The organism is Pseudomonas paraversuta, assembly GCF_904063065.1.
GTDB lineage: Bacteria > Pseudomonadota > Gammaproteobacteria > Pseudomonadales > Pseudomonadaceae > Aquipseudomonas > Aquipseudomonas paraversuta.
In genome coordinates this window covers 290,763-304,194 of record NZ_CAJFCL010000007.1, presented here as the reverse complement: position 1 = coordinate 304,194, position 13,432 = coordinate 290,763, and the positions used below count along the sequence as shown (strand labels likewise).

Below are 13,432 nucleotides of genomic sequence, written 5' to 3'. Positions count from 1 at the left end.
CAGGAGATCGACATGTCTGATGCAGACAGCCGGCGTTTTGTCATCCGTGACCGCAACTGGCACCCCAAAGCCCTGACCCCCGATTACAAAACCTCCATTGCCCGTTCGCCGCGGCAGGCGCTGGTGAGCATCCCGCAATCGGTCAGTGAAACCAGTGGCCCTGACTTTTCCCACCTGCAACTGGGCAAGTTCGACAACGACCTGCTGTTGAACTTCAACAACGGCGGTTTGCCGGTGGGCGAGCGGATTCTGCTGGCGGGTCGGGTATGCGACCAGTATGGCAAGCCGATTCCCCACACCCTGGTCGAGCTCTGGCAAGCCAACGCCGGTGGCCGTTATCGCCACAAGAATGACCGTTACCTGGCACCCCTTGACCCCAATTTTGGTGGCGTGGGTCGTACCCTCACCGACAGTCAGGGCTACTACAGCTTCCGCACCGTAAAACCGGGGCCCTATCCTTGGCGTAACGGCCCCAATGACTGGCGTCCGGCGCATATCCACGTTTCCATCAGTGGCCCTTCCATAGCGACGCGCCTGATTACCCAGCTGTATTTCGAGGGTGATCCGTTGATCCCTATGTGCCCGATCGTCAAGTCGATTGCCAATCCTGACGCCGTGCAAAGCCTGATTGCGCGGCTGGACATGGGCGCGGCCAATCCAATGGATTGCCTGGCGTATCGCTTTGATATCGTGCTGCGCGGTCAGCGCAAGACTCACTTCGAAAACTGCTGAGGAGCCCGTCATGCCTATCGAACTGCTGCAGGAAACCCCATCGCAAACGGCTGGCCCTTATGTGCATATCGGTCTGGCACTGGCCGCGGCCGGCAACCCGGCACGGCCCGTGGAAATCTGGAGCGAAATGGCCAAGCCCGGCGCCCCGGGCGAGCACATCTTGCTGCTGGGCAACGTGCACGATGGCAATGGCCACCTGGTGCGCGACTCCTTTCTGGAGCTGTGGCAAGCCAACCATGAAGGGGTCTACGACGAAGACTTTGACTCGGAAAAGGCCTTCAACAGTTTCGGCCGTACCGCCACCACCTTTGATGCCGGTGAGTGGACGCTGAACACCATCAAGCCGGGGGTGGTGAACAACGCAGCCGGCGTGCCCATGGCGCCGCACATCAACGTGTCGTTGTTTGCCCGGGGCATCAACATCCACCTGCAAACCCGCCTGTACTTCAGCGATGAGCCTGAAGCCAATGGCAAATGCCCGGTGCTCAACCTGATTGAGCAACCGCAACGTCGCGAAACCCTGATCGCCCGGCGCTGCGAAGTGGACGGCAAACCGGCCTACCGGTTTGATATCTACTTGCAGGGGCCAAACGAAACGGTGTTTTTCGACTTCTAAGGCCCGGTAAACAACACACTCCCTGCAGGAGCGAGCTCTTGAAAGCCCGCTCCTGCACAATAGTGTTCAGGCCCGTGTGCGACGTTGCTGCAAGGCAGCTGCCAGACCGCTGATGCAGATAATAGCGATGCCGATACGGGTGGTGAAGTCTGGCGTGTGATCAAAAAGCAACCAGCCCAATATTCCGGAAAACACGATCTGGCAATAGCTGAATGGCGCCAGCAGTGCCGGGGCGGCGACGCGAAAAGACTGGGTCAACAGCAAGTGCGCGGTCATGCCGAATGCGCCCAGGGCAAGCATTTGCAGGCCGTGGGCCAGAGTCGGGGTATGCCAGAAGAACGGCACCAGCGCACTCATCACCAGCACATTGAATAGCCCGGCAAAGAAATTACTGGTGGTGGGGCTGTCGTACAGGCTGAGTTTGCGGGTGAGAATCTGATAGCAGCTGAAGCACAGCGCTGCCGCCATAGGTAATAACACCGCAGGGGTGAACAGCTCACCGCCTGGATGAATAATGATCACCACCCCGATAAATCCGCAAACCACGGCCAGCCATTGGCCGAGTGAAACTTTCTCCCCCAGCAGGGGCCCGGACAATGCTGCCACCAGCAGCGGCGCCAGAAAGTTGACCGCGGTGTTTTCGGCCAGTGGGATATACAGCAGGCCGTAGGTGAAAAACAGCCCTGAACCCAGCAGGCATATCGCCCTTAGAACCTGAAGCGAAGGGCGCTTGCTGCGTAAGACCCGCAGCCCCGACTGCGGCAGGAAAATCCCCGCCATCAGCAGGGTGTGCACTAGATAACGGGCCCACACCACCATCACTACCGGGTAAAAGCCACTGAGGTATTTGGACAGTGCATCGTGACTGGAGAACAGGGCCGTGGCCGCCACGATCAGCAAGATGCCTTTCAAAGGCTGGTTAACCCCTGAAAGGGGGGTGGGCATTGTCATCGAATACCTCAAGGTGGTGCTGGGTGTGGAGGTCTGGCCCGCTTTTTATACTTGTGGGATTTTTCGCGGAGCCATGAAGTACATCCACACTAACGCAATGAAGTACATCGCCGGAATCATAGTGAACAACAATGTGTAATTGTTGTTGGTGACGGTCAGTACATAGCCGACGAACTGGGTCATGAACATGCCGCCGATGGCGGCACACATCCCGCCAAAGCCGAACACTGTGCCCATCATGTGTTTCGGCGTGTAGTCCATCACCATGCTCCACACGTTGGCCGTCCAGGCCTGGTGTGCGCCGAGTGCCAGGGCAATCGCGCCGACAGCCACCCACAGCTGGCTGGAGCCTGCGGCCATCACCACGCCAATGATGGCGATCGCACATAACAGCATCGACACCAGGCGCGCCTTGACCGCCGCCATGCCGCGCTTGATCAGCACCGAAGACAGAATCCCGCCACCGACGCTGCCGAAGTCAGCAGTGATGTAAATGATGATCAGCGGGATACCCATCTGCGTGACGCTGATCCCCAGATTGTATTGCTGGTTCAGGAAGGGCGGCAGCCAGTACAGGTAGAACCAGAACACTGGGGCCGTCATGGCGTAGGACAGGGCGAATGCCCAGGTGCCACGCATCTTGAGGATGGTGGCAAAAGAAACGGTGGTCTGTTCAGGCTCTTTTTCTTGCTGGATGTAGTTCAGTTCCTCTTTGGACACAGTCGGATGATCTTCAGGGTTGTAGTACTTCAACCCCCAGAAGATCAGCCAGATGCCACCCAGTGCGGCCATGCACAAAAAGGCCGCTTGCCAGCCCCATACATGCAATACCAGTGGCAGCATCATCGGGGTGAACATGGCGCCGACGTTGGTCCCGGCATTGAAAATGCCGCTGGCCACCGCCCGCTCGCTGGCCGGAAACCACAGGCGCGTGGTCTTGACGCAGGCCGGATAGTTGGCCGCTTCGGTCAAGCCGAGAATAAAGCGGCAGATCATGAAGCCGGCAGCCGAGGTGGCCAGGCCATGGGCGCCAGTGGCCAGGCTCCAGAGCAGTACCGCGCAGAAGAACACCCGCTTTACGCCCACCCGGTCAATCAGCCGGCCTTGCAGGACGAAGCCGATGGCGTAGCCCACCTGAAACCAGAAGTTGATGTTGGCGTAGTCCATCGCCGTCCAGCTCATTTCTTTGGCCAGAATCGGTTGCATCACACCCAGGGCGGCGCGGTCGATGAAGTTCAGGGTGGTGGCGAAAAACACCAGCGCGAGCATGCCCCAGCGGGTCTTGCCGATCGCCATGGTGCCGCGGATCTTGTCGCCGATACCCGCGTGTGGACCTTGGGCAGGCTTGGTACGTGCAGTCTGAGAAGGGACCATGGTTGTTTATCCGTTTCTTGGAATTGTTATGTGGTGAAGCTGGAGCAGCAGATTGATGGTGGCGACTGGACAAAAAGTCGTCAATTCGAGATAGGCCATAGTGTTCGATAATCGCCCGCAAAACTAACCGTTTAGTACACAGTGATTGCTCAATAATAGGGCGCCCTTAATAATCAGGCTATTAAGAAATGCTGTCGTTTGCAGGCTGTGCCAATTCAGGGAGTAAAAAATGAAGCGTTCGATTGCCACCGTTTCTTTGAGCGGCACCTTGCCGGAGAAACTGGACGCCATTGCGGCGGCAGGTTTTGACGGGGTCGAGATCTTTGAAAACGACCTGCTTTATTATGACGGCAGTCCGCGCGAGGTGCGCCAAATATGTGCCGACCTGGGCCTGGCCATCAGCCTGTTTCAACCCTTTCGTGACTTTGAAGGCTGCCGCCGCGATCGTCTGGCCCGCAACCTTGACCGCGCCGAACGCAAATTCGATTTGATGCAGGAACTGGGCACGGACCTGGTGCTGGTCTGCAGCAATGCCGCTGCTGACGCCCTGGGTGAGCCGCAGATTCTGCTGGATGACCTGAGCCTGCTCGCCGAACGTGCCGGCGCGCGCAATTTACGCATCGGCTACGAGGCCCTGGCCTGGGGCCGTCACGTCAATACCTGGCAACAGGTCTGGGACCTGGTACGGCAGATTGATCATCCGAACCTGGGGGTGCTGCTCGACAGCTTCCACACCCTGTCGCTCAAGGGCGATCCGAGTGCCATCGCGCAGATCCCGGGAGACAAGATCTTCTTCGTGCAGATGGCCGATGCGCCGGTGCTGGCGATGGACGTGCTGGAGTGGAGCCGGCATTTCCGCTGCTTCCCGGGGCAGGGCGAATTCGACCTGCCAGGCTTTTTGGCGCCGATCATTGAGAGTGGCTACACAGGTCCCTTGTCGCTGGAAATCTTCAACGACGGTTTTCGTGCCGCGCCTACCCGGGCCAATGCCGCCGACGGCTTTCGCTCGCTGCTGTATCTCGAAGAAAAAACCCGTGAGCGTCTGGCTCGCCAGGCCGAACCGGCAACTCTGCTGGAGCCGTTATTCGCGCCGCCAAAGGCGAGCGACTACGACGGCATCGAGTTTCTCGAATTTGCCGTGGATGACAGTCAGGGCGCCCAGTTGACGCAATGGCTTGAGCGTCTGGGGTTCTCCAGGGCCGGTCAGCACCGTTCGAAAAATGTGAGCTTGTTGCGCCAGGGCGATATCAATCTGATTCTCAACGCTGAGCCTTACTCCTTTGCCCACAACTTCTTCGAGGCCCACGGGCCGTCGTTGTGCGCCACGGCGATACGGGTACAGGACAGCACCAGCGCGCTGGCCCGGGCCGTGGCCTACAAAGGTCAGCCCTATCGCGGCCTGGTCGGCCCCAATGAGCTGGAGCTGGCGGCCGTACGGGCGCCGGATGGAAGCCTGATTTATCTGGTGGACCAGGACGCCGCCGGCAACCCCTTGTACCAGTCGGACTTCAACCTCACGCCTGCCCGGGCCGCGTCGGGCGGACTTAAACGCATTGACCACATGGCAATGGCGTTGCCTGCAGACAGCCTCGACAGCTGGGTGCTGTTCTATAAAAGCCTGCTGGACTTCGAAGCCGATGACGAAGTGGTACTGCCTGACCCCTATGGCCTGGTAAAAAGCCGGGCCTTGCGCAGCCGCTGCAGCTCCATTCGCTTGCCGCTGAATATTTCCGAGAACAGAAACACCGCTATCTCACATGCCTTGTCGAGCTATCGCGGTTCCGGCGTACATCACATTGCATTCGAGTGTGACGACCTGTTTGCCGAAGTCAGTCGTGCGAAAGACGCAGGGGTACCGCTGCTGGATATCCCGCTCAACTACTATGACGACCTGGCGGCGCGCTTTGATTTTGATGATGAGTTCTTGAGCGAACTGGCCTACTTCAACGTGCTGTACGACCGTGACGCCCAGGGCGGTGAGTTGTTCCACGTGTACACCGAGCCTTTTGCCGGGCGCTTTTTCTTTGAGCTGTTGCAGCGTAAAAACGGCTATGCCGGTTATGGCGCAGCCAACGTTGCAGTTCGCCTGGCAGCGATGGCCAAATCCCGCAGTGGCGCGGCACGTCAGGCCAAGTTATAGGCCGGGCGACTTCCTTCGACGAACGGGGCAGCCCATAATCGCGGGCATTCCCTGATGGCCGTGAGCCTTTAATGACCCAGATTCCAGAAGTCGACAGCGGTGCCACGGCCCCGGCTGTCGAGCCGCGTAAAAGCCGTAAAAACAACCCGGAGAAGACCCGCGAGAATATTCTGCACGAAGCCCTTGCCGAGTTCGTGGAGCAGGGGTTGGCGGGGGCCCGGGTGGACGCGATCGCGGAGCGTACCAACACCTCCAAGCGCATGATCTATTACTACTTCAGCAGCAAGGAGCAGCTCTACGTCGAAGTGCTGGAGAAGCTCTACGGTGAGATCCGGCACATTGAGGGCCAGTTGCATCTCGAAGAGCTGGCGCCGGTGCCGGCGATTCGCAAACTGGTGGAATTTACCTTCGATCACCATGACCTTAACGCGGACTTTGTACGCATGGTCAGCGTCGAAAATATTCACAAGGGCGAGTACATCAAGCGCTCGTCAGGTATCAAGGCCTTGAACGACACAATCGTGCATGCGCTGGAGGATATCTTGCAGCGCGGGGTTGAGCAGAAAGTGTTCCGTGCGGGGCTCAATGCGCTCGACGTGCATTTGCTGGTGAGTTCTTTCTGTTTTTATCGGGTGTCGAATCGCTACACGCTGGGTGAGATTTTTCAGATCGATTTGTCTGACAGCCAGATAAAACAGCGCCAACGCGAAATGATTACTGACTCGATTTTGCGCTATCTGCAGGCGTGATCGCCGGGCATGCCCGGCAGACTATTGGTAGCCCCTGCCGGGGGGCAGGGGCTACCAATGAGTGATGTAGGCGGTTACCGGCGAACCAGCAATACGCCCGATTCCATGTGGTGGGTCCAGGGGAACTGGTCGAACACGGCGCAACGTTCGATACGGTGGGTATCGTGCAGCTGGGCGATGTTTTCCGCCAGGGTGGCCGGGTTGCAGGAGATGTACAGGATGTTGTCGAAGCGTCGGGTCAGCTCGCAGGTGTCCGGGTCCATGCCCGCACGTGGCGGGTCGACGAAGACGCTGCCGAACTCGTAGCTTTTCAGGTCGATGCCCTGCAAGCGGCGGAACGGACGTACTTCGTTCAGGGCCTCGGTCAGCTCTTCGGCCGACAGTCGCACCAGTGTCACGTTATCCACAGCGTTGTCGCGCAGATTGTTCAGCGCGGCATAGACCGAGGTCTTGCTGATTTCGGTAGCCAGCACCTTGCGCACGCGGGTGGCCAGCGGCAGGGTGAAGTTGCCGTTGCCGCAATACAGCTCCAGCAGATCATCCTGACGTTCGCCCAACGCTTCGTATGCCCAGTTGAGCATCTTCTGGTTGACCGTGCCGTTTGGCTGGGTGAACGCACCTTCGGGCTGTTGATAAGTGAAGGTACGGCCTGCCACTTCCAGCTGCTCGACCACGTGATCACGGCCGATCACAGCGCGTTTACCTTTGGAGCGGCCAATCACGCTGATATCCAGGTCTTTGGCCAACTGCTCGGCAGCGGTTTGCCAGTGCTCGTCCAACGGGCGGTGATAGCACAATGTGACCATCGCATCGCCGGACAGAGTGGTCTGGAACTCTACCTGGAACAGCTTGTGGCTCAAGGCCGAGCTGGCTTTCCAGGCGGCCTTGAGCTGCGGCATCAGTTGATTGATGCGCAGGCTGGCAATCGGGAAGTCTTCGATCAGGATCGGCGTGCGCTTGTCATCCGGCGCAAACATGGCGTAGTGACGTTCGCCCCCTTCGCGCCACAGGCGGAATTCGGCCCTCAGGCGAAAGTGCTTGAGGGGCGAGTCGAACACCTGGGGTTCAGGTGCATCGAAGGGCGCCAGCAGCTCGCGCAGGCGATTGGCCTTGGCTTCGAGCTCAATGGCGTAGGTAGCAGAATCGAACGGCAAAGCACTCATGCGTTAAACCAACCCAGCTTGATCACAAACAGAATCGACAGAATGATCAGCGGTGCATTGAGCTCGCGCGCGCGGCCCGACAGCAGCTTGATCACGGTCCAGGAAATAAAGCCGAAGGCGATGCCGTTGGCGATGGAATAGGTGAACGGCATCGCCAGCGCGGTGATCACCACCGGAGCGGCAACGGTGATGTCGTCCCAATCGATTTCGGCCAGGCCGCTCATCATCAATACGGCGACGAACATCAGCGCAGGGGCGGTAGCGAATGCCGGAACGCTGGCGGCCAGTGGCGAGAAGAACAGCGCCAGCAGGAACATGATGCCGACCACGATGGCGGTCAGACCGGTACGGCCGCCGGCGCTCACGCCTGCTGCCGATTCGATGTAGCTGGTGGTGGTCGAGGTACCCAGCAACGAACCGGCCATGGCCGCGGTGCTGTCGGCGATCAGGGCGCGGCCCATTTTCGGCATGTGCCCGTCTTTGCCCATCAGGCCGGCACGCTTGGCAACGCCGATCAGGGTGCCGGAGTTGTCGAACAGATCAACGAACAGGAAGGCGAAGATCACGCTGATCAGACCGATGTCCAGTGCGCCTTTGATGTCCAGTTGCAGGAAGGTCGGGGCCAGGGATGGCGGCATCGACACCACGCCACCAAATTCGGTGACACCCAGTGCAATCGAAGCAATGGTCACGGCCAGAATGCCGATCAGTACCGCACCGCGCATTTTCAGGGCTTCAAGGCCTACGATCAGGGCAAAGCCCAGAGAGGCGAGAATCACTTTGGGCTGGCTCAGGTCGCCCATGCCCACCAGGGTGGCTTTGTTGGCGACGACGATACCGGCGTTACCCAGCGCAATCAGCGCCAGGAACAGGCCGATGCCGGCGGCAATGGCCGAGCGCAGCGGCAGCGGGATGCTGTTGATGATCCATTCGCGGATACGGAAGATCGACAACAGGAAGAACAGCACCGCCGAAATGAATACCGCCCCCAGCGCCACTTGCCAGGTGTGGCCCATGTGCAGGACCACGGTATAGGTGAAGAAGGCGTTCAGGCCCATGCCCGGAGCCAGGGCAATCGGGTAGTTGGCGATGATGCCCATGGTGGCCGAGCCGATGGCGGCTGCCAGACAGGTGGCGACAAATAACGCGCCTTTGTCCATTCCCGTTTCGCCGAGGATGCTCGGGTTCACGAAGAGAATGTAGGCCATCGCCAGGAAAGTGGTGATACCCGCAAGAATCTCGGTACGCACATTGGTGTCGTGTGCTTTGAGTTGAAACAGCCTTTCCAGCATGCCAGTCCCCGTGGCGCCAAATGCGCCGTGATTAAATCGTTTTCAACAGCAAAGCACAGATTAGGGATCTGTTGATCCTTGGCTGTCGTCCCCTCGGGGCGCGTGTCATGACCAAGCGTCAACAGACCCTGATAGCCTGAGAATTTCTGTCTGTCGGAAAAAGCCGCGCATCATACCAGCAGCTCGGACGTCTGGCTGCTTTGGATGCCCTGCGGCGTCATGTTTTGTTACCTCAAGTGCACAGGCATACTGCGTGCCAGTTATCGGGGGCAAGCCATGAAGTGCACGATCAAACCTGTTTTTGTCTGTTTTAGCCTGTTGCTCAGTGCTGCGTTGAACGCCGCACCGGCGATGCCCTTGAGCCGCGTCGAAATACTCAAGGTGGTATCCGCTTCCTGCGCCGTAGAGGATGTGTCCGATGGTCGCGAACAGACCAAATGCGACCATCAGGCTCCCGGCATCAAGGTGTACGTGCTTGAACGCGGTTATGGCGGCCAGCCCAATGTGAGCCTGGACGGCCAGGAAGTGGATGGCGTTCGCACCCCGGTGTGCAATCAGGGTGAAGGGCTGGTGACCTGTAATGGTGCCGGTACTACGGTGGGCTACCTGTACAGCTTCGATCTGGGTAACCGGCAGGGCGGCTGGTTCCAGTTCAGCAACACCTCCCTGACGCCCCCGCACAATCGGCTTGGCGCCAGGCTGTATATAAAGTAGCCAGACCCATGGCGGCGAAGCTGACCTAAGCTGATAGCTCCTCTGTGCGAGAAAGCCTATGACCTATAGAGCCCTGATTCCTGTCGCTGAAGGTGTCGACGACCTGCAAACCGTGACTTTGATCGATGTTCTGCGCCGTGCCGAGGTCGAGGTGGTGGTGGCCAGTGTCGAGGGCCGGCGCATGTTGACCTGTGCCCGAGGCACGCGCCTGACAGCCGACGGCATGCTGGTTGACCTGTTGGCCCAGGCTTTCGACCTGATTGTGTTGCCCGGTGGTGCGGTGGGCTGCGAGCACCTGGCGGCCCACCAGCCTTTAATGCAAATGCTGGCCGATCAGGCCCGGGCCGGCGGTTTTTACGCCGCCATTGCCGAGGCGCCTGCCCTGGTGCTGCAGCCTGCCGGGGTACTCAAGCAGCGGCGCATGACATGTCTGCCATCGGTCAGTGACCGGCTTTCGGGGTGCAACTTTATTGACCAGCCAGTGGTGGTGGATGGCAACTGCATAACCGCCCAGGGTTGCGGGGCGGCTTTGGCATTTGCTCTCGCGCTGGTCGAGCAGCTCTGCGGCAAGGCGCGATGCAATGCGCTGGCGGCCCGGATATAGGGGTGGCGCCCCAGGTATCAGGGCTGAGCAGGTGGTTTGTCTTCCACCATCCGGTCGCGGTTGGCCAGGCCGGGGAACAGTTTTATCCACAGCCCCGTGACGACCAGGGTGCCGACTCCGCCCAGCACCACCGCCGGCACGGTGCCCAGCCAGTGCGCTGTAGCCCCTGATTCAAATTCGCCCAACTGGTTGGACGCGCCAATAAACAAGCCATTGACGGCACTGACGCGCCCGCGCATTTCATCCGGGGTTTCCAGCTGCACGAACGAGGCACGGATCACCATGCTGATCATGTCGGCCGCGCCCAGTACCACCAGCACCAGCATCGAAAACCAGAACGAGGTCGACAGCCCGAACGCGATGGTGGCGACACCGAATACCCCCACGGCAGTAAACATGATGCGCCCCACCTTGCGCTCGACCGGGAACCTGGCCAACCACAGTGACATCAGCAAGGCCCCGACCGCAGGCGCCGAACGCAACATGCCCAGGCCCCATGGGCCGGTGAGCAGGATGTCTTTGGCAAACACCGGCAGCAAGGCGGTGGCGCCGCCCAGCAACACCGCGAACAGGTCGAGGGAGATGGCGCCGAGGATGTCCGGGCGGCTGCGAATAAAACGAATGCCGGCCAACAGTGAGTCCAGGGTGGCCTTGCCTTTGTTCAGTGCAGTCTGGCGCGCGGGCAGGTTGCTCATCAACAGCGCGGCTATGAGGTACAGCACCACCGTGGGACCGTAGACCCAGACGCTGCCAAACGCATAGAGCAATCCGCCCAGCGCCGGTGCGACGATGGTGGCCGACTGCTGGGCTGCTTGAGCGGCCGCCACGGCCCTGGGGAACAGGGCGATAGGCACGATTGAGGGCAGCAATGCCTGGGTGGTGGGCATTTCAAATGAGCGGGCGCCCCCCAGTAGAAAGGCCAGGACAAAGATCAGCTCGCGGCTGATATGGTCGGTTGCACTGCTGATGGCCAGGGTCAGGGCAATCATGGCTTGCAGCGTCTGGCACAGGGCTGCCACCCGGCGCCGATCATAGCGATCGGCCACATGCCCGGTGTGCAGCATGAACATCACCCGCGGTGCGAACTCGATCAGCCCGACCCAGACCAGATCCATCACATTGCCGGTGAGTTGGTAGACATTCCAGCCAATGGCCACGGTCAGCATTTGAAAGGCGCTGGCGGTGAAGATGCGGGCGAACCAGAAGGCCACAAATGGCCGGTGATGACGTAGCAGGAGCGTTTGACTGGTCATTGAAAGGGTCGGGGCAGAGGGCTGGGGAAATTGAGATTATCATCATTGTGTAACAAATAATGACTCGAATTGGCCAGGCGAAGGGGGCTTGAAACTCTGTTGTCCGGGGCTTTTTCGAGAAAACATTCAATTCCTGCAAGGGTGTATTACTGGCCCTGGGACATCATGTCACGCGGCAACAAACCACATTAGCGCCCTGATGGGAATGGACTACTCTTTCAGCAATGTTTGATCCAGGTCAAAACCCGTTGCGGTTTATCTGGATGGCCAGCCGGCCAGACCCCTTGCGTGGTGGATGAAAAAGCGGACACCGATTCGCTGAGGCCATTATCGGCAGGGAAGTTGGATACAGGCGCCGCTTCTGTGTCCTGAACCACCTGATACCTGATAGAGGAAGACTTATGTTCGGTTTGGAGGCTCTGGATCTCGCCCGAATTCAGTTCGCGTTTACCGTGTCGTTTCACATCATCTTTCCCGCCATTACCATCGGTCTTGCCAGTTATCTCATGGTGCTCGAAGGCATGTGGCTGAAAACCCGTGAGGACACCTACCGCGACCTGTACCATTTTTGGTCGAAGATATTTGCCGTCAACTTCGGGATGGGCGTGGTGTCCGGGCTGGTCATGGCCTATCAGTTCGGCACGAACTGGTCGAGGTTCTCTGACTTCGCCGGAGCCGTTACCGGCCCCTTGCTGACTTATGAAGTACTCACCGCATTCTTCCTTGAGGCCGGTTTTCTGGGGGTCATGCTTTTCGGCTGGAACCGGGTCGGTCGCGGCATGCATATGTTCTCCACGGTGATGGTGGCCCTGGGTACATTGGTTTCGACCTTCTGGATTCTGGCGTCCAACAGCTGGATGCAGACGCCGCAAGGCTTCGAAATCATTGATGGCCGGGTTATTCCGGTGGACTGGCTGGCAGTTATTTTCAACCCTTCCTTTCCTTACCGTCTGGCGCACATGGCCACGGCTGCCTTTTTGGCCACGGCGTTCTTTGTCGGCGCTTCGGCAGCCTGGCACCTGCTGCGCGGCCGAAACACCCCCGCCATTCGCCGCATGCTCTCGATGGCGATGTGGATGGCACTGGTGGTGGCACCGGTGCAAGCCTTTATCGGCGACGCCCACGGCCTGAATACCCTTGAGTATCAACCGGTAAAAATCGCTGCGATCGAAGGTCACTGGGAGAACAAACCCGGTGAAGCGTCGCCGCTGATCCTGTTTGGCATCCCGAACATGAAAACCGAGACTACGGACTACAAGATCGAAGTGCCGTACCTGGGCAGCCTGATCCTGACCCACAGTCTGGACAAACAGATCCCGGCAATGAAGGACTTCCCGGCCGCGGACCGTCCGAACTCGACCATTGTGTTCTTCACATTCCGGATCATGGTTGCGCTGGGCATGCTGATGATCTTTATCGGCTTGTGGAGCCTGTGGCTGCGCAAGACCGGGACACTGTACGAGAACCGCTGGTTCCTGCGTCTGGTGTTGTGGATGGGGCCGTCGGGTCTGGTGGCGATTCTGATGGGCTGGTTTACCACTGAGATAGGTCGCCAGCCGTGGGTGGTGTACGGGCTCATGCGCACCGCCGACGCGTCGTCCAATCACAGCGTTACGCAAATGAGCATCACGCTGGTCCTGTTTGTGCTGGTGTACTTCGCGCTGTTCGGTGTGGGTCTGGGCTACATGATGCGTCTGGTACGCAAAGGCCCGATTACCCATGAAGGCGATACACACAACGAAGGTGGTCCAGGCCAGCCACGCACGCCTGCCCGTCCTCTGTCTGCTGCCCACGAGGGTACGGATGAAGGCCACAGCGACAGCCTGACTAAGGGGAATTGAGTC

At 59.2% G+C, this 13,432-nt stretch carries 12 protein-coding genes; 7 read left to right on the top strand and 5 right to left on the bottom strand.

All coding sequences use genetic code 11. The annotated features are described in order from the left end of the window. Positions 1–12: 12 nt before the first annotated feature. The gene (pcaH, locus tag JQ845_RS16410) at positions 13–732 is read left to right on the top strand and encodes a protocatechuate 3,4-dioxygenase subunit beta (protein ID WP_003444009.1); all 720 of its coding nucleotides are present in this window, start codon (positions 13–15) and stop codon (positions 730–732) included. Between the two features lie 10 nt (positions 733–742). Then, a complete protein-coding gene (gene pcaG, locus JQ845_RS16405) occupies positions 743–1,348 on the top strand; it encodes a protocatechuate 3,4-dioxygenase subunit alpha (RefSeq protein ID WP_003444007.1) in 606 nt (201 codons plus the stop codon). Between the two features lie 66 nt (positions 1,349–1,414). Here the strand turns inward: pcaG and JQ845_RS16400 are convergent, their stop codons facing one another. Together JQ845_RS16400 and JQ845_RS16395 are read right to left on the bottom strand one after the other, a co-directional pair. Next, positions 1,415–2,299 carry a DMT family transporter gene (locus JQ845_RS16400; protein ID WP_203009266.1) on the bottom strand — a complete coding sequence of 295 codons (885 nt, stop codon included), beginning with the start codon at positions 2,297–2,299 and terminating at the stop codon, positions 1,415–1,417. 45 nt (positions 2,300–2,344) lie between these two features. Continuing rightward, positions 2,345–3,673, bottom strand: coding sequence for an MFS transporter (locus tag JQ845_RS16395; RefSeq protein ID WP_003444003.1), 1,329 nt, complete (start codon positions 3,671–3,673; stop codon positions 2,345–2,347). A gap of 229 nt (positions 3,674–3,902) precedes the next feature. Between JQ845_RS16395 and quiC the strand changes: the two genes are divergently transcribed. Beyond that, positions 3,903–5,813 carry a 3-dehydroshikimate dehydratase QuiC gene (gene quiC / locus JQ845_RS16390; protein ID WP_203009265.1) on the top strand — a complete coding sequence of 637 codons (1,911 nt, stop codon included), beginning with the start codon at positions 3,903–3,905 and terminating at the stop codon, positions 5,811–5,813. A 71-nt stretch (positions 5,814–5,884) separates the two neighbouring features. Next, positions 5,885–6,562, top strand: coding sequence for a TetR/AcrR family transcriptional regulator (locus JQ845_RS16385; RefSeq protein ID WP_003443999.1), 678 nt, complete (start codon positions 5,885–5,887; stop codon positions 6,560–6,562). A 74-nt stretch (positions 6,563–6,636) separates the two neighbouring features. Here the strand turns inward: JQ845_RS16385 and trmA are convergent, their stop codons facing one another. Both trmA and JQ845_RS16375 read right to left on the bottom strand, forming a co-directional pair. Next, positions 6,637–7,725 (bottom strand): tRNA (uridine(54)-C5)-methyltransferase TrmA, encoded by a 1,089-nt coding sequence (gene trmA / locus JQ845_RS16380; protein ID WP_010655535.1) that lies wholly within the window; start codon positions 7,723–7,725, stop codon positions 6,637–6,639. Next, positions 7,722–9,017, bottom strand: coding sequence for an NCS2 family permease (locus JQ845_RS16375; RefSeq protein ID WP_003443995.1), 1,296 nt, complete (start codon positions 9,015–9,017; stop codon positions 7,722–7,724). Before JQ845_RS16375 ends, trmA begins: the two co-directional genes overlap by 4 nt. A gap of 276 nt (positions 9,018–9,293) precedes the next feature. Between JQ845_RS16375 and JQ845_RS16370 the strand changes: the two genes are divergently transcribed. Both JQ845_RS16370 and JQ845_RS16365 read left to right on the top strand, forming a co-directional pair. Next, a complete protein-coding gene (locus JQ845_RS16370; protein WP_037001613.1) occupies positions 9,294–9,731 on the top strand; it encodes a DUF4879 domain-containing protein in 438 nt (145 codons plus the stop codon). A gap of 58 nt (positions 9,732–9,789) precedes the next feature. Then, positions 9,790–10,335 (top strand): DJ-1 family glyoxalase III, encoded by a 546-nt coding sequence (locus JQ845_RS16365; protein ID WP_003443991.1) that lies wholly within the window; start codon positions 9,790–9,792, stop codon positions 10,333–10,335. Positions 10,336–10,352: 17 nt separating this feature from the next. Here the strand turns inward: JQ845_RS16365 and JQ845_RS16360 are convergent, their stop codons facing one another. Further along, positions 10,353–11,588, bottom strand: coding sequence for an MFS transporter (locus JQ845_RS16360; protein WP_203009264.1), 1,236 nt, complete (start codon positions 11,586–11,588; stop codon positions 10,353–10,355). A 401-nt stretch (positions 11,589–11,989) separates the two neighbouring features. Here JQ845_RS16360 and JQ845_RS16355 point away from each other — a divergent pair, with 401 nt between their 5' ends. Then, positions 11,990–13,429: a cytochrome ubiquinol oxidase subunit I gene (locus JQ845_RS16355; protein WP_003443987.1), complete on the top strand. Its 1,440-nt coding sequence runs from the start codon at positions 11,990–11,992 to the stop codon at positions 13,427–13,429. Positions 13,430–13,432: the final 3 nt, after the last annotated feature.